Genomic DNA, 16847 nt, shown 5'->3' on the forward strand with positions numbered 1-16847 from the left:
ATGGCCTATGTGAATGTGCCAAAGGATTTGACGAAAATCAAATCCAAGGTGCTTTTCAATTTAACAAAGCGGCAGCTTATTTGTTTTGGGCTGGCGGCGCTCATGGGAGTGCCGCTTTTCTTTTTGCTCAAAGGCGGCATCGGGACGACGGCTGCGGCAATGGTGATGATCGTTGTCATGCTCCCCGGTTTTCTGTTTGGGGTGTATGAGAAGAACGGGCAGCCCCTTGAAGTGGTAGGGCGGCAAATCATAGAAAGCTGCTTTCTGCGCCCCAAGGAGCGCCCCTATCAGACCGTCAACGCATACGACGCCCTTGTGTGTCAATATCAAATGGAACAGGAGGTAAAGGCGATTGTCGAAAAGAGCAGACAGCGCGGAAGCAAAAAGCATGGCGGACAAGCCCAAGCTCACCCGCGCCGAAAGAAAACAGATTGAAGCCGTCATTCGTAAATATCGCGGTGACGGCAAGCCCCATACCGCGCAGGACACGATACCCTATCAGATCATGTACCCGGACGGCATCTGCTATCTCGGAAACAGGCGCTATTCGCAGAGCATTGAGTTTTTTGACATCAACTATTTGCTTGCGCAGCCTGACGATCAGACGGCTATTTTTGAATATCTCTGCGATCTGTATAACTATTTGGATTCTTCCATCTATGTGCAGTTCACCTATCCCAACCGTAAGTCCGATCGGGAGCAGCTTGCTCGGAGCTTTGAAATGCCGCCCTGCAATGACGGTTTAGATCCGATCCGACAGGAGCAGACGGACATTCTCAAGCGGCAGCTTGCCCGCGGCAACAACGGCAGCGTGAAAACCAAATACATTACCTATACCATTGAAGCCGATAACCTCAAGGCGGCACGGGCAAGGCTGTCGCGTATCTCGCTGGATATTCAGGGCTACTTCAAAATCATGGGTGCGGTGTCCCGTGTGCTGGACGGCAAGGAGCGTTTAGAGGTGCTGCACGGCATCATGCACCCGGATGGAGAACGCTTCAACTTTGACTGGAAGTGGCTTGCCGCTGGCGGGCTTTCCACCAAGGACTTTATCGCGCCGTCCTCCTTTGCGTTCAAGAATAGCCGTATGTTCCAGATGGGCGGCAAGCTCTGCGCTGCAAGTTTTTTGCAGATCATTACGCCGGAGCTGACCGACCGCATACTGACCGATTTTCTTGATACGGACAGTAGCCTTGTCGTCAATGTCCATATTCAGGCATTGGAGCAGACAGAAGCCGTAAAAATGGTGAAGCGGAAAATCACAGACCTTGACGCTATGAAAATTCAGGAGCAGAAAAAGGCTGTCCGGGACGGCTACGATATGGATATTCTGCCGTCCGACCTTGCCACCTACGGTGGTGCGGCGAAAAAGCTGCTGCAAGATCTCCAAAGCCGCAACGAGCGGTATTTTCTGCTGACGTTTCTTGTTCTGAACTACGGAGATACCAAACGCAAGCTGGAAAACGATGTGTTCCGTACAGCAGGCGTAGCGCAAAAGCACAACTGCACCCTGACGCGGCTGGACTTCCAGCAGGAGCGCGGTCTTGTGTCCTCGCTGCCGCTGGGGGAAAATCAAATCCATATCACGCGGGGCATGACGACCTCGGCCGTGGCAATCATCGTTCCCTTTGTGACGCAGGAGCTATTTCAAGGCGGCGATTCCCTCTACTACGGGCTAAACGCCAAGTCCGGCAACATGATTATGCTTGACCGCAAAAATGCGCGTTCACCCAACGGCCTTGTATTCGGCACACCGGGCGGCGGCAAGTCATTCTCCTGCAAGCGGGAAATGATCGGTGTGCTGCTGAAAACCCACGATCATGTGCTGGTATGTGACCCGGAGGGCGAGTATGCGCCGCTGGTAAAGCTGCTGCATGGGCAGATTATCAAGCTCTCTCCCACCAGCCGCGATTACCTGAATCCGCTGGACATCAACCTGAACTATTCCGAGGACGAAAACCCGCTGGCGCTCAAATCCGATTTTGTGCTGTCCCTCTGTGAGCTGATTATGGGCGGCAAGACCGGGCTGGAAGCCATCGAACGCACCGTAATTGACCGCGCTGTGCAGCGTATCTATCAGCCCTACTTTGCAGACCCGCGCCCAGAGAATATGCCGATCCTCTCCGACCTCCATGCCGCGCTGACAGCGCAGCATTTGCCGGAAGCCGACCGTGTGGCACAGGCGCTTGATCTGTATGTGTCGGGATCGCTCAATTTCTTTAACAACCGAACGACGGTTGACATTGACAACCGCTTTGTCTGCTTTGACATCAAGGAGCTGCCGAAGAACCTGAAAAAGCCGGGTATGCTGGTGATTCAGGATCAGGTTTGGAATCGTGTCACCCGCAACCGCAACACAGGCGTATCGACATGGTACTACGCGGACGAATTTCATTTGTTATTAAAAGAGCCGCAAACCGCAGCATACAGCGCGGAGATCTGGAAGCGATTCAGAAAATGGGGCGGTGTGCCAACAGGTGCGACGCAAAACGTCAAGGATCTGCTGTCCAGCCCGGAAATCGAAAATATTCTGGAAAATTCAGACTTCATCTGTATGCTCAACCAAGCGGCGGGCGACCGCAAAATTCTTGCTGAACGTCTGAATATCTCGCCGGAGCAGCTAAAGTTCGTTACCAACTCCCCACCCGGCGAAGGGCTGCTGTTCTTTGAAAATGTGATCCTGCCCTTTGCAGACAAGTTCCCACGGGACACCGAGCTTTACCGCATTATGTCCACCAAGCCAAGCGAGGTGAACGGCGTATGATGATGGAGCTTGATACCATTCTCTGCGGCGACAGTCTGAATGTGCTGAAAGCCCTGCCGGAGGGCAGTGTTCATTGCTGCGTGACCTCGCCGCCCTACTACGGGCTGCGGGATTACGGCATGGACGCACAGATCGGGCGGGAAGCCACGCCGGAGGAATACATTTCGCGGCTGACAGCGGTATTCCGCGAGGTGCGCCGGGTGCTGCGCCCGGATGGGACCTTGTGGGTAAATATCGCGGACAGCTATTGCGGCACAGGCAGCAAAGGTGATACCCGTGACCCCAAATATCCGCAGGGGCGCAACGGGCAGAACATTTCTCTCTGTCAAGCGGTGCGGGGCTGCAAGCAAAAGGACATGATCGGGATTCCGTGGATGCTGGCCTTTGCGCTCCGCGCCGACGGCTGGTATCTGCGCAATGACGTGATCTGGGCAAAGGGAAACCCCATGCCGGAGAGTACCAAAGACCGCTGCACCCGCAGCCATGAGCATATTTTCATGCTCACCAAGAGCAGGCGTTATTTCTATGACTGGCTTGCCATTGCCGAACCCATTGCCCCCACGACCGCCCTGCGCAAAAAGGCGGGGCGCGGCGTGGGCAAGTATTCCGCTCCCGTGCCGGGACAGCCGCAGACGCAGAATATCAATAAGCCGAGGGAAAAAGGCAGCATCACCGACGACATGATCTTGCCCGTCCGGGCAAAGCGCGATGTGTGGTTTATCAACACCGTGCCTTACAAGGGCGGGCATTTTGCCGCCTATCCGCCCCTGCTGGCAGAAACCTGTATTCTGGCTGGCTGTCCCATGGGCGGCATTGTCCTTGACCCGTTCATGGGCAGCGGCACGACGGGGCTTGCGGCAAAGCGGCACGGCAGGCATTACATCGGTATTGAGCTGAACACAGAGTTCTGCTCTCTCGCACAGACGCGAATTGAACATGACGCCGACAAACGGCGCGGAAAGGGGAATTTGCCGTGATATACGATACGCGATACATCATTGAGGGCTGGCACTACCGCCTGTTGATTTTGGACTTGTATCTGGTCTTTGTGGAGAATGTCAGTTTGGCGCGGCGGCTATCTGCTGCCAAAAGCCAAAAGGATTTTCTGCGGCTGCAAAAGCAGGCTGATCGCTATCAAAAAAGAGCGTACAAGAAAATGCACAAATGGGGCATCCCCAAGGACTGCGAATCCTTTGCGATTGATACGCTGCAAAAAGCGCTTGAAAAAAAGTATCTGACACCACTGCCCGATGATGCAGAAGAAACTGAAATTTGATTTCGTTCTCCATGTGGGGGACAGATCGGAGGTGATACCCATTGAAAGAGCAAAAGCCCCGCTATAAGCTCACCCAGCGCATGACCCGCGATGGCGCGGTACTGGACAATCAGGCTACGGGTGAAGAAATCCACATTTCCGGGCGCGATGCCGAAAAACAACTTTCCTCGAATGAGCAGCCTGTCCAGATGGGAAAACGCGACGCACCTATGAATCCGGCAGAGGATGCCCTAAAGCACAGGCGGCAGCTTCGCGCACAGGAGCAAAAAGAGCCAGAAAAGGAGCAGTCAAAACCGCAGCAGCCAAGCACCGAGCCGTTCCAACCGCAGGGCGGCAGCCCCGTTTCTCATATCCCGCAGGACATTCCAACGTCCGCCGTGCCGGGCGGTACAGCGGAAAAGCTCTTTGACCGTGCAGCCGCAGAGCATGACGCACACAAGGCGCGGCAGACAGCGCGGATGTCCCGCAACGCGGCGCAGCAGCGGTATTCTGCATCCCGTTTGCAGTTTTCCGAGGAAGAACGCGCCGCGCCGGAGCTGCGCAAGCATATTCACCGTGCGGAAAAGGCCGCCGACAAGCTGGATGCGGCGCAGGCAGCAATCCCCAAGAAACGGGTGCTGCGCAAGGAGCGTGTTTTTGACGAAGCCAGCGGAACAGCCAAGACCAAGCTGCGCTTTGATACCGTGGATAAGTCCCCGCCCAAGCTGAAACCGAATCCGTTAGGCCGTCCGCTGCGGGAGGTCGCAGTACAGGCGCACGGAAAAATCCATGAGGTCGAGCATGAAAACGTCGGTGTGGAAAGCGGGCATAAGGCAGAGGAACTTGCCGAGCATGGCGCAGGCGGTGCAATTCGCTGGGAGCGCCGTCACCGCAAGCTGAAACCCTACCGCGCTGCGGAAAAGGCCGAGCGCAAAGCCGTAAATGCCAATGCAGAATATCTCTACCAAAAGGCGCTGCATGATAACCCTGAAATGCTCTCCGGCAATCCGCTCAACCGCTTTTTCCAGAAGCAGCGTCTAAAGCGTGAGTATGCCAAGGCTGCAAGAACGGCAAAGGCTGCGGGCAGCACCGCGCAGGCAACCGCCAAAAGCGCCGAAAAAACCGTAGAAGCCACGGCGACGGCAGCGAAAAAAGCGGCAGAAAAGGCAAAGGAAGCAGCGGAGTTCGTTGCCCGCCATTGGAAAGGTGTGCTGGTCGTTCTGGCTGGTTTCCTGCTGATTGTCATGCTGATCGGCGGGCTGCAATCCTGCTCTGCGCTGGTGGGCGCGGCTGGCGGCGGTGTGGCGGCATCCAGCTATCAGTCGGAGGACGCGGACATTCTTGCCGCCGAAGCCGCCTACTGTGCGCTGGAAGCCGAGCTGCAAGAATATCTCGACACCTATGAACGCACCCATGATTACGACGAATACCACTATGACCTTGACGAGATCAAACACGATCCTTATGTCCTGGCATCGATCCTCTCCGCGCTGCATGACGGCGCATGGACGGCAAGCGAGGTGCAGGGGACGCTGCAAATGCTCTTTGAAAAGCAATATATTCTCACAGAAACCGTCGTGACCGAGGTGCGCTACCGCACCGTTACCCGGACAGACAGCGAGGGCAACGAGTACGAGGTAGAAGTTCCATATAACTATTACATCTGCACCGTAGAGCTGGAAAACTTTGACCTCTCGCATATCCCCGTCTATATCATGGGCGAAGAAACGCTGTCCAAGTATGCGCTGTATATGTCGGTGCTGGGCAACAAGCCGGAGCTGTTCGGGGATAGCGAGTACATCCCCAAGTACATCACGAACCGCCCGGAGGAATATGAGATCCCGCCCTCTGCAATGGAGGACGAAACCTTTGCCGCCGTTATCACAGAAGCAGAAAAGTATTTGGGGTACCCCTATGTGTGGGGCGGCAGCAGCCCGTCCACCTCCTTTGACTGCTCCGGCTTTGTGAGTTGGGTGCTGACAAACAGCGGCGTGTGCAATACGGGCAGGCTGGGCGCACAGGGGCTTTACAACATTTCCACCCCCGTTTCCAACCCGCAGCCGGGCGACCTCGTGTTTTTCGTCGGGACATACGATACTCCGGGCGTTAGCCATGTGGGAATCTACGTCGGCAATTCCATGATGATCCATTGCGGAGATCCGATTTCCTATTCCAACCTGAACAGCAGCTATTGGCAGGTACATTTCTACGCCTACGCCAGACCGCCGTACAACTAAGGAGGGCGGCTATGCTGACGCTGATCCCTGTTTCTCTTGCGCAGGCGAACGAGTTTGTGCGGCAGCATCACCGCCACCACAAGCCCGTCGCCGGACACAAGTTTTCCATTGGCTGTTCTGAAAATGGGCGGCTTTGCGCCGTTGCCATTGTGGGACGGCCTGTGAGCCGCTATTTGGACGACGGCTTTACGCTGGAGGTCAACCGCCTATGCAGCGATGGCACGAAGAACGCTTGCAGCATCCTCTATGCGGCAGCGGCACGGGCTGCGCGGGCGATGGGCTACCGCAAAATCATTACCTACACCTTAGACACCGAAAGCGGCGCGAGCTTACGCGCCGCAGGCTGGACGAACGCCGGACTTGCGGGCGGCAAGGCATGGACAGGCAGCCGCCGTCCTGCCCAGCCGCTCTATCCGGCACAAATGAAATACCGCTACGAAAAGCGGTTGAATGAAAGGAGCTGCTAACCTATGGCTATGAGCAAAATTGACCGCATTGACCGTGAGATTGAAAAGACCCGCGGCAAAATCACCGAGTACCAAAACAGGCTGAAAGAACTGGAAGCCCAGCGCACCGAGCAGGAAAACTTTGAAATCGTCAATCTTGTCCGCTCTATGTGCATGAGCCGCGATGAGCTGATGAACTTCCTGCGCGGCGGCGGCAACGACGCGCCGCCCGTGGAAACCGCCTATCACGAACAGGAGGACATGACCGATGACGAGGAATAAGCATTTTCGCTCTGTATTCGCCGCGCTGCTCTGCGCGGTGCTGTGCATGACGGCCTTTGCCACCGTCGCGTATGCGGACGGCGGCGACTACTACGATGACGAGCTGCCGCCTGAAACGTGGCAGGAGGAAACGCAGCCGGAGGACAACACGATTGTCCCCGGCACTCCGTTCACCGAGGACGGCATCGCTGCGACCCGCGATCTTCTCTATGATAAACACACCAATAAGCAGTTTATCACCGTGGAAACCCGAAATGGGCATACGCTGTATATCGTTATTGACTATGACAAGCTGCTGGACGAGGAAGAAGAACGCTATCAGACATATTTCTTAAATCCCGTAGACGAAGCCGACTTGATGGCGCTGCTGGAGGACGACAGCCAGAACACGCCCGTTGTCTGCTCCTGCACCGAAAAATGCACCGCTGGCAAGGTCAATACGAACTGTACCCTCTGCAAAACGGATATGACGAATTGTGCCGGAAAGGAAGCGACGCCGGAGGAAACAGAACAGCCCGACGAGCCGATGCCAGAGAAGAAAAACAATGTGGGCGGCATTCTGATCCTTGTACTGTTCCTTGCTGCGGGTGGCGGCGGTGCGCTGTGGTACTTCAAGCTGCGCAAGCCGAAATCCAGCGTCAAGGGCGGCGACGAGCTGGACGAGTTCGATTTTGACGAGGATGACGAAGCCGAAGAATACGGGGATGATGAGGACGCAGACAGCGCCAGCGATCCCGACGAACAGGAGAATGAAGAATGAGTGTTTTGATTATTTGTGAAAAGCCCTCTGTGGCAAAGACCGTTGCCCTTGCGCTGGGCGCTGCGGAGCAAAAGGACGGGTATCTTTCCGGCGACGGGCTGCTGGTGTCGTGGTGCATCGGGCATCTTATCAGCATGGCAGACGCGGGCAGCTATGATGAGCGATACAAAAAGTGGCGCTATGAGGAGCTTCCCATTCTTCCGCAAACGTGGAAATATGCCCCTACTCCCGGCAAGGAAAAGCAGCTTGCCGTTCTGAAAGAGCTGCTGCACCGCAGCGACGTTTCCGAGGTGGTGAACGGCTGCGACGCCGGGCGCGAGGGTGAGCTGATTTTCCGCTTTGTCTACGAACAGGCCGGATGCACGAAGCCCTTTTCCCGTCTTTGGATTTCCTCTATGGAGGACAGCGCCATCCGCGAGGGCTTTGCCGGACGCCGAGCCGGAACGGAATACGACGCGCTGTATCAATCGGCGCTGTGCCGTGCGCGGGCAGACTGGCTTGTAGGCATCAATGCGACGCGGCTTTTCTCCGTGCTGTATCACAAGACCCTGAATGTGGGACGGGTGCTGTCGCCCACGCTGAATCTGCTGGTGGAGCGCGACGGAAAAATTACGATGTTCCACAAGGAGAAATACCACATCGTACATATCGGCTGCGGCGGCGTGGACGCAGAAAGTGAACGCATTTCCGACGCTGCCGCTGCGGATACGCTGAGAACGGCTTGCGAAGCGTCGCAGGCCGTTTGCGTTTCTCTCAAAAAAGAGAAGAAAACCGCGCTGCCGCCGAAGCTCTTTGACCTTACCTGCTTGCAGCGGGAAGCCAACCGCGTTTACGGCTTTACCGCCAAGCAGACCCTTGACTATGCGCAAAGCCTGTATGAAAAGCGTTTTCTGACCTATCCCCGCACCGACAGCAATTATCTCACCGAGGATATGGCGCAGACGGCAACTGACCTTGTTGCGGCGCTGCTGCCTGTGCTTCCCTTTATGCGGGGCGCGGAGCTTGTGCCGGAGATCGGGCGCGTCATCAACAGCGCCAAGGTTTCCGACCACCACGCGATTATCCCCACGGCGGCCTTTGCAGGCAACGGCTTTGACGGACTGCCGGAGAGCGAAAAGAAGTTGATGTCCCTTGTCTGCTGCAAGCTGCTGTGCGCCGTTGTAGCGCCGCAGGAGTATGAAACCGTTACGGCGGCCTTTGACTGCGGCGGCAAGCCGTTCACCGCCAAGGGCAAAACGATTCTGATTGCGGGCTGGAAAGACATTGACGCCCGTTTCCGCGCCACGCTCAAAGCAAAGCCAGACGAGGGCAGCGCAGAGGATGTGGCGCTGCCGGAGCTTTCCGAGGGGCAGATTTTTGAAACGGTCACGGCTTCTGTCTCCGAGCATTACACCACGCCGCCCAAGCCCTACACCGAGGATTCGCTTCTGTCCGCAATGGAGAACGCGGGCAAGGAGGATATGCCGGAGGATGCAGAGCGGCAAGGGCTGGGAACTCCGGCAACGCGGGCAGCGATGATTGAAAAGCTGCTCTCTGCCGGATTTGTCGAGCGCAAGGGCAAAAGTCTTGTGCCGACCAAGGACGGCATCAATCTCGCTGTCATCCTGCCGGATATGCTGAAATCGCCGCTGCTCACCGCTGAATGGGAAACCCGCCTGACGGAGATCGCCAAGGGCAGCGACGACCCGCAGAGCTTCATGCAGGGAATCGAGGATATGACGCGGGAGCTGGTGAAGCAGTATTCCCACATCACCGAGGACGGTAAAAAGCTGTTCGCACCGGAAAAGGAAGCAGTCGGCATCTGCCCACGCTGCAAAAGCCCTGTCTATGAGGGCAAGAAGAATTTCTACTGCTCTGACCGCTCCTGCCGCTTTGTCATGTGGAAGAATGACAAGTTCTTTGAAAGCCGGAGAAGCGTCTTTTCCAAGAAAATCGCCGCCGCACTCCTAAAGGACGGCAAGGCGAAAGTCAAGGGGCTGTACTCTGAGCGCACGGGCAAGACCTATGACGGGACGGTGCTGCTGTGTGATACGGGAGAGAAGTATGTGAATTACCGTATCGAGCAGAGAAAATGATCCGGCTGAATGACGCGCAGCATCGCAGAGTGAAAAAGCTGACCCGCTGCCATTGCGCTAACAATGTGCGCGGGTGCTGTCTGCTGCTGGACGATGGCGAACCGTGCGTCTGTGTGCAGGCCATCAGCTATTCGCTACTCTGCCGATACTTCCGGGAAGCGGTGCTGCCCGCAGACCGGGAGCTATGCGCGGATCTTGCAGCCACGGCGGACACCCGCAAGAAATGCGAGCTGTGCGGTAAGCCCTTTCCCGCCCGCAGCAACCGCGCAAAATACTGTGACCGCTGTGCGCCCTATGCTGCCCGGCGCAATGCAGCCGAGCGCAAGCGCCGCCAGCGGGCAAAGGCGCGGTGTGTCACGGTTTAAGGGCTTCAAAAGCCTTGCGGCAAGCGGTTTTCCAGATGCGCTTTTGGAGTATGCAGGGTATTCCTATGGAAACTACGGAAAACGGCTTTGAAAGCGTGACAGAACGCATTTTACGGAGATAAAAGAACGATTCAGTAACGCAGCAAGCATAGGGAGTGTGGCTACAACTCCCGAAAATCGCCGTCCGGCACAGACCGGGCGGCGATTGCTTGTTGGGATAGTCCCAAACCCTTATGTCAGAAAGGAGCGCAGACGTGGACGAACACCTTTTGGAAGTATATCTTATCAACACCGCACGGCATACCGAGGAAACGCCTGTTGCGGAATGGGTATCGCTGCCCACCGACGCCGAAACGATGAAAGCCGTTTTTGAACGGCTGGGCGTAGACGGGAGCGACACGGAACAGTATCAGGTATCTGCCTTTCATTCCTCTCTGGACGGGTGGAGCGAAGCCTTGAAACCCGGCGAAAGTCTGGACGACTTGAACTATCTTGCCGCGCTGCTCACCCAGCGCAGCAACGAGGAACGCGACAAGTTTGCCACTGCCGCGCAGTACGGCGACCATGCGGCAAGCGCGGCGGACTTAATCAACCTGACGCACAATCTGGACTGCTACTGGCTTTATCCCACCGTACACAATTCCGACGATTACGGGCATTACCTCATTGACGATCTGGACGAGCTGGAATTGCCGGACGCCGCCAAGAGATTCTTTGATTACAAGAGCTATGGGCGCGAAGCGGTCAAAGAGGATCGCGGCATTTTTACTGATTATGGCTATGTCTACAATAACGGCAACGATTATGCAGAATGGTACAAAGCCAACCAAGTGCCGCAGGAATATCGTCTGACTGCGCAGCCTACCCCCCAACGGGATATGGACGAGCTGCCGCAGGGCGCGGCGCTGCCCGCAGAGCCAATCCCCGTGCGTCCGCTGGTGCTGAACGCCACCGACACACAGGGCAGAATCAAGGAGATCACCGAGCATTTGGAACAGGGCGTACAGGAGGTCTTTGAAAGTGAGCGGTATCGGGATTATCTGAAAGCCATGTCCCGCTTCCACAATTACAGCCTGAACAATACGCTGCTGATCGTCATGCAGAAGCCGGACGCATCCCTTGTCGCAGGCTACGGAAAGTGGCGCGACGAATTTGAACGCCATGTCAAATCCGGCGAAAAGGGCATTAAAATCCTTGCCCCCGCGCCCTACAAAATCAAAAAGGATGTGGCGAAAACCGACCCGGACACCGGGCAGCCCGTGATCGGCGCAGACGGAAAACCAGTCACGGAGCAGCAAGAGGTGACGATTCCGGCGTTCAAGGTGGTGTCGGTATTCGATGTGAGCCAGACCGAGGGCAAGGAGCTTCCCGACATTGCCGTGGACGCGCTCACGGGCAATGTGGAACAGTACGAGGATTTTTGGCGAGCCTTGAAGCTGACCTCTCCCGTTCCCGTGACACTTGAAAAAATCGACGGCAGCGCACACGGCTATTATGACCTTGCAGAAAAGCGCATTGCCATTGACGACGGCATGAGCGAGCTGCAAACCATCAAGACGGCGATCCATGAGATTGCTCATGCCAAGCTGCACGATATTGACCTGAACGCGCCGGAGCAGGCGGAGCGACCCGACCGCAGCACCCGCGAGGTGCAGGCGGAAAGCGTCGCCTATACGGTGTGCCAGCATTTCGGACTGGACACGTCGGACTACTCCTTTGGCTACGTCGCCGGGTGGAGCAGCGGCCGCGATATTAAGGAGCTGAAAGCATCCCTTGAAACCATCCGCACCGCCGCCAGCGAGCTTATTTCCGAAATCGAGGGGCATTTTGCAGAGCTTCAGGCGCAGCACACCGCAGAGCAGGAACAGGCTGCTGCGCAGGATATGCCGGAGAACACCTTTTCCATCTATCAGCTCAAAGACGGCGACGCAACGCGGGATCTCCGATTTGGGCCACTGGAACAGGTAAAGGCCGCCGGGCTGCGGGTTGACCGCGAAAATTATGAGCTGGTCTATACCGCATCCCTCTCCGATACGGACACGCTGGAGGACATTTTCGTTCGCTTCAATATGGACAGACCGCAGGACTTCACCGGGCATAGCCTTTCCATGTCCGATGTCATTGTGCTGCGTCGCGGAGAACAGGAAACGGCGCACTATCTGGATCGCGGCGGCTATACCGAAGTGCCGGAGTTTTTTCAGCCGGAGCAGGCCGCAGAGCAGGAAGCACAGGCTGACGCCCCGCCAGCGGAACGACCGCTGACAGAGCTACAGAAGCAGGCTGTTGAAATTGCCAAGCGGTATGAAACGCTTTCCATGCAGGAGAAAATCGGCGTGATTGCGCAGGCGTTCGGCTGCACATCCGGCACGATTGAAACCTCGCCCTGCACGGGAAAATGGCGCGGCACAAGTGATATTTCCATTCGCTTTGATAACGGCAGCTCTCTGTTTTTGGGCAACCACATGACGCGAAAAGCCAAAACCAAAAAGGTACAGCAGGAGCTTGTCGATAGCGCGTTGGTACGGTACAACCCTGAAATCATCCGCATTGCAAAGGAAACTGCTTATACCGCCCTCAAAGAGCGTGAGCTTCAGGACAATGCCATTGCCGCAGAAAAGGGCTTGAAGCCCTACACTCTGCTGAATGTGGAGTTCAACGACGGCGCAGATCAGCAAAGCAGCGGTTACATAGGTTGGTACTATGCGACGCTGGCGGTGGACGGAAAAATCTGCACGCATTTGGAAACAGGCTTGAATCACGACATCGCATCCGGCAGCGTAAGCCCGACGCCCACGCGGGAAAATTACTACGCAGCCGGAGCGCTGAAAGAAAGTGATGTGGACTATGTTTTCAACAACGTCGGCTTTTCCTCTGCTTCCGGCCTTTACTCTCTGCATCTGAGCGACGCCGCATGGGGACGCGCCGAATTGGAGCTTGCGAAAAAACTGATCGACGATTACTGCCGCGAAGAATTTCATTCCGGCGCAGATTTCAGCGACCTGTCCGCCGTCGGCATTGGACACACGACCATTACGGATGATGAAATCCCCATTCAGGCATACGCAAACCTGACAGACTTCCGCGTTGAAAAATATTTGGGTGACGTGCTGATTGAAAGCCAACAATATGAATCGCTGGCTGCGCTGATCCAAGGCGAGCTGAACGATTTGGAGTTTGACGACTTGACCTATGCCAGCGACGAGCAGATTGCCATGTTCCACGACCAAGAGAAAGTGTCCGGCAAGGAAGCGCCCTCCCTTGATCCTGCGGTACAGCCTGTCGTGACGATTGTTTGGAGCGAGAGCGATAAGCTGCAAGAGGGTGAACAGCTCCCGCTTGCCCGCGCTGACGCACTTTTTAAGGCGCTGGACGATGAAAAGCGTTCCGAGCGTGAGAAGCCCGGTTATACAGGCGGCTGGTACGATAAAACCAAATTCCGCATTGACTGCACATTCCACGGGGAACGCGACAGCTACGAGGGACGGCAGGACTTTGGCGACGGGGACGGCGCTCTGATCGACCATATCCAAGCCTATCACGAATACTATGCCAAGGACGAAAACTGGAAAAACTTTGTGCTGCACAACGAGGGTGCGGAAGCGTGGGAAAAGGACAAGGCCGAACGCGAAATGCTTCTCACCGAGTTCGTGCCGTATATGCGGCTGCACTGCAATCTCTCCGAGCAGGAGCGCACCGCTGCGGCTATGCTGGAAAACGGAGAAACCCTGACGCCGGAGCAGACAGCATATTTTCATGAGGTTCTTGCTCATGTGGACGCTTGCCGGGAAAAGCTGAACGCGGGCGATTATCACCTGCCCGATCCACCGCAGCTTTCCGATTTTGATAAAGAGCTTCAGGACTACAAAGCCCATGTAGAAAGTGAGATCGCACAGGAAGCCGAAGCCGCAGGCATAACCGTGGAGGAATATGCCGCCAATGGCTACGAGCCGCAGGAGCAGCCCGCCGACGTACAGGAGCAGCCGGAGAAAGCGCCGCCCGCAGATACCGCGCCGGAGCAAACCGCCGTCAGGTATTACACCATCAATGAGGGCGCTGCCCGCCGTGCCAACGATGCAAACAGCTACCGTGACTACGCCGCAGGCAGTGCCACCGCCGAATATCGGCAGATGGTAGATCAGGCAGCGGCGATTGCGCAGCGGCAGAAAGAGCGCGTCGATCCCATGTACCATGAGAAAATTGACGCGCTGCTGGACACCTACGCCCGCAAGCTGGCGGAAAATCTGAACGACCACTATGCCATTGAAGCCCGTGTTCCCTCGATCCTCGTTGCAGGCGGCAGCAATTTCCCCGTTCGCAAGAAAGAGAAGCAAAACGCCGCCCGTGACCGCAATATGCAGGAATGGCAGGATGTTCAGGGGATTTTGGACAAGATCCGCAGCACAGGCATGAGCGGTATCAGCATGGACGACCCGCAGGCGGCGGCAAAGCTGGAAGCCAAGCTCGTCAAACTGGAATCGGCGCAGGAAACCATGAAAGCCGTCAACGCCTATTTCCGTAAGAATAAGACTTTGGAGGGCTGCCCCAGTCTGACGCCGGAGCAGATCACCAAATTGCAGCAGGAAATGGCGCAGTCCTGGCATCTGGATAAGAGCCGGCCGTATCCCGCCTATATGCTCTCCAACAACAATGCCGAGATCCGCCGCATCCGTGGGCGCATTGAACAGGTGCGGCAGCATGAGGACACCAATTTTGCCGGATGGGAATTTGACGGCGGGCGCGTGGAAGCCAACAAAGCGGATAACCGTCTGCAAGTGTTCTTTGACGGTAAGCCGGATGAAGCGGCGCGAGACGAGCTGAAAGCAAACGGCTTCCGCTGGGCGCCCAGCGTCGGCGCATGGCAGCGCCAGCTTAACAAAAACGCATACTACGCCGCAGGGTACATTTCCTGTATTCAGCCTATCTCCGGTGAAAAGCCCATTGACGTGCAGCGCAGCGCCCAGCAGCAGGAATCCACTGTCCCTGACGCCCACCTGACCGGGGAGCACATTTCAACGCCGCGCGGCAGCTTTCACGTTGCCGATATGACCCGCGAGCAGATGGAAGCCGCAGGCTATGGGTTTCACCACAGCACCGATGACGGCAAGTATCTTATCATGGGCAACGGCACACAGGCCTTTGCCATTGCCGCCGAGCAGCGGGAGCAGGAAAACTATATGCGCACGGCGGAGCTGTCCACCGAACAGAACTACAATATGATTGACGGGCAGATCAACAACACCCCGTCCGTGGACGAGCTGGAAGAAAAGGCAAAGCGCGGCGAGGTGATTTCGCTCTCCGCGCTTGCCGCAGCGGTCAAGGCCGAGGATGGCAGAACGCCCCAGCGCGACCCGGACGGCAAAAAACCGTCTATCCGTGCGCAGCTCAAAGCGGATCGTGCGCAGTCCGGCAAGCCGCAGCAGCGGGAAAAGGAACAGGAAGCCAAGCGGAGCATCCGGCAGGCTTTGGAAATGGAGTGACCTATGAATAAGTTTGAAAATGTGGATGTGCTGGCATCCCTGCAACAGATCATGCAGCAGAATACAGCATTTTTCCAAAACGATTTTGACATTGACAGGGACATACTGACACGGGCGGCAAAAAGCAAAAATCCAGAGGACAAGATTTATCTGTGGTTTAGCCGCCCAAACGGGACACATTGCTTGCGGGAATGGGACGTGTTTCTGCGCGGGACACGGGAGCATAATACGTTCCGCTTCTACCATGAGCAGACCAAGGAGCGTGTGCTTGCCTATACCGTGGTGCTGTCCGGCGTAGAGCGCGGCAAGGTGATGGGGAGTATTTATGAGCTGGACTACGAACGAAAAGCCGAGCTTGCAGCCCAGACTGCCTTGCGAACGGATAATAACCGTCTGATCTATGAACGAGGGACACGGGAGCTGCCGAAAGAATACCGCTTTGAAGCGACATCGGATCGGGACTACGGAAAGTTCCTGCGCTATGAAGCCGTGCCGCATGACCCGGACGCGCTGCGGGATCTGCTGCGCGACGAGAGCCGGAAGCGTGAACGGCTGAAACCCGGCAATTTCAAGGAGCATATCGGGCGGCTCTCCGACGAAAAGGTACTTGCCGAAGCACAGCGCCTTTCGGCGGCGTTCCAATCCCTGCAAGCGCCCAACAGCCCCAACAGAACACATTTTGCCGTAGAAGTGTCGCCGTGGTTTGAGCGCATCGCATCCAGCCGGGAGCATGAGCGGCTATTTGCGCTGCTTCCGTATAAGACGCTGTATCTTTCCTCGGTCAAGGACAGACACGGCGTTTTCGCTTTTATCAGCAAGGACGAGCGGCGCGATCTGCCGCTGCGCAAGCAGCGTCCATCTGTCCGGGCGCAGCTCAAGGAGGGGCAGTCAAAAAAGACCGCTGCACCCAAAAAGGCAGCGGCAAAGGCGAAAGATAATGATTTGGAGGTATGAGCATGAACAATGTTCCGTTCACCATTGAGGAAGAAAATCTGATTTGCATTTACCACAAGCACGACCGCCGCAGAACGATTGCGGCGATTTCCGACGCGCTGCCGGATATGGACGCAGATATGCGCCCGCTGGCGGAGCAGACGATCCATAAGCTGCACAACATTACCGACGCAGCATTTGAGGAAACGCAGTTCACCATGACGCTTTCCGACGCAGAGTAAAAGATGACGCG

13 protein-coding genes are annotated in these 16847 nt (G+C 56.3%); all 13 read left to right on the plus strand.

Annotated elements, in window-relative coordinates; translation table 11 throughout:
- The 13 genes from KI236_RS10020 to KI236_RS10085 all read left to right on the plus strand — a co-directional run bounded on the left by KI236_RS10020 (position 1) and on the right by KI236_RS10085 (position 16836).
- Complete coding sequence (locus tag KI236_RS10020) at positions 1-435, plus strand: PrgI family protein (protein ID WP_212821613.1); 435 nt, start codon at positions 1-3, stop codon at positions 433-435.
- Positions 389-2764, plus strand: a complete 2376-nt coding sequence (locus KI236_RS10025) for a VirB4-like conjugal transfer ATPase, CD1110 family (RefSeq protein WP_212822019.1) — start codon at positions 389-391, stop codon at positions 2762-2764. Before KI236_RS10020 ends, KI236_RS10025 begins: the two co-directional genes overlap by 47 nt.
- Positions 2761-3741, plus strand: coding sequence for a DNA-methyltransferase (locus KI236_RS10030; RefSeq protein WP_212821615.1), 981 nt, complete (start codon positions 2761-2763; stop codon positions 3739-3741). Before KI236_RS10025 ends, KI236_RS10030 begins: the two co-directional genes overlap by 4 nt.
- Positions 3738-4040, plus strand: a complete 303-nt coding sequence (locus KI236_RS10035; protein WP_212821616.1) for a hypothetical protein — start codon at positions 3738-3740, stop codon at positions 4038-4040. Before KI236_RS10030 ends, KI236_RS10035 begins: the two co-directional genes overlap by 4 nt.
- A 41-nt stretch (positions 4041-4081) precedes the next feature.
- Positions 4082-6256 (plus strand): C40 family peptidase, encoded by a 2175-nt coding sequence (locus KI236_RS10040; protein WP_408059063.1) that lies wholly within the window; start codon positions 4082-4084, stop codon positions 6254-6256.
- A gap of 11 nt (positions 6257-6267) precedes the next feature.
- A complete protein-coding gene (locus tag KI236_RS10045) occupies positions 6268-6723 on the plus strand; it encodes an XF1762 family protein (protein ID WP_212821618.1) in 456 nt (151 codons plus the stop codon).
- Positions 6724-6726: 3 nt separating this feature from the next.
- The gene (locus tag KI236_RS10050; RefSeq protein ID WP_173849605.1) at positions 6727-6984 is read left to right on the plus strand and encodes a DUF4315 family protein; all 258 of its coding nucleotides are present in this window, start codon (positions 6727-6729) and stop codon (positions 6982-6984) included.
- A complete protein-coding gene (locus KI236_RS10055) occupies positions 6971-7744 on the plus strand; it encodes a DUF4366 domain-containing protein (protein ID WP_212821620.1) in 774 nt (257 codons plus the stop codon). The genes KI236_RS10050 and KI236_RS10055 overlap by 14 nt, the downstream gene beginning before the upstream one ends.
- The gene (locus tag KI236_RS10060; protein ID WP_212821622.1) at positions 7741-9819 is read left to right on the plus strand and encodes a DNA topoisomerase 3; all 2079 of its coding nucleotides are present in this window, start codon (positions 7741-7743) and stop codon (positions 9817-9819) included. Before KI236_RS10055 ends, KI236_RS10060 begins: the two co-directional genes overlap by 4 nt.
- Positions 9816-10184 (plus strand): cysteine-rich VLP protein, encoded by a 369-nt coding sequence (locus tag KI236_RS10065; RefSeq protein WP_173849602.1) that lies wholly within the window; start codon positions 9816-9818, stop codon positions 10182-10184. The genes KI236_RS10060 and KI236_RS10065 overlap by 4 nt, the downstream gene beginning before the upstream one ends.
- Positions 10185-10438: 254 nt before the next feature.
- Positions 10439-15661, plus strand: coding sequence for a YodL domain-containing protein (locus KI236_RS12160; RefSeq protein WP_408059064.1), 5223 nt, complete (start codon positions 10439-10441; stop codon positions 15659-15661).
- Between the two features lie 3 nt (positions 15662-15664).
- Positions 15665-16615: a hypothetical protein gene (locus tag KI236_RS10080; RefSeq protein ID WP_212821624.1), complete on the plus strand. Its 951-nt coding sequence runs from the start codon at positions 15665-15667 to the stop codon at positions 16613-16615.
- A 2-nt stretch (positions 16616-16617) separates the two neighbouring features.
- Entirely contained in the window at positions 16618-16836 is a 219-nt protein-coding gene (locus KI236_RS10085) for a transposon-transfer assisting family protein (RefSeq protein ID WP_212821626.1), read from the plus strand.
- Positions 16837-16847: the final 11 nt, after the last annotated feature.

The organism is Vescimonas fastidiosa, from assembly GCF_018326305.1.
Lineage (GTDB): Bacteria > Bacillota > Clostridia > Oscillospirales > Oscillospiraceae > Vescimonas > Vescimonas fastidiosa.

Bases quoted from the DNA above. Each gene is read 5' to 3' on its own strand.
- KI236_RS10055 (WP_212821620.1), top strand. From the start codon at position 6,971: ATGACGAGGAATAAGCATTTTCGCTCTGTATTCGCCGCGCTGCTCTGC.
- KI236_RS10080 (WP_212821624.1), top strand. From the start codon at position 15,665: ATGAATAAGTTTGAAAATGTGGATGTGCTGGCATCCCTGCAACAGATC.
- KI236_RS10020 (WP_212821613.1), top strand. From the start codon at position 1: ATGGCCTATGTGAATGTGCCAAAGGATTTGACGAAAATCAAATCCAAG.
- KI236_RS10060 (WP_212821622.1), top strand. From the start codon at position 7,741: ATGAGTGTTTTGATTATTTGTGAAAAGCCCTCTGTGGCAAAGACCGTT.
- KI236_RS10050 (WP_173849605.1), top strand. From the start codon at position 6,727: ATGGCTATGAGCAAAATTGACCGCATTGACCGTGAGATTGAAAAGACC.
- KI236_RS10030 (WP_212821615.1), top strand. From the start codon at position 2,761: ATGATGATGGAGCTTGATACCATTCTCTGCGGCGACAGTCTGAATGTG.
- KI236_RS10085 (WP_212821626.1), top strand. From the start codon at position 16,618: ATGAACAATGTTCCGTTCACCATTGAGGAAGAAAATCTGATTTGCATT.
- KI236_RS10045 (WP_212821618.1), top strand. From the start codon at position 6,268: ATGCTGACGCTGATCCCTGTTTCTCTTGCGCAGGCGAACGAGTTTGTG.
- KI236_RS10025 (WP_212822019.1), top strand. From the start codon at position 389: ATGGCGGACAAGCCCAAGCTCACCCGCGCCGAAAGAAAACAGATTGAA.
- KI236_RS10065 (WP_173849602.1), top strand. From the start codon at position 9,816: ATGATCCGGCTGAATGACGCGCAGCATCGCAGAGTGAAAAAGCTGACC.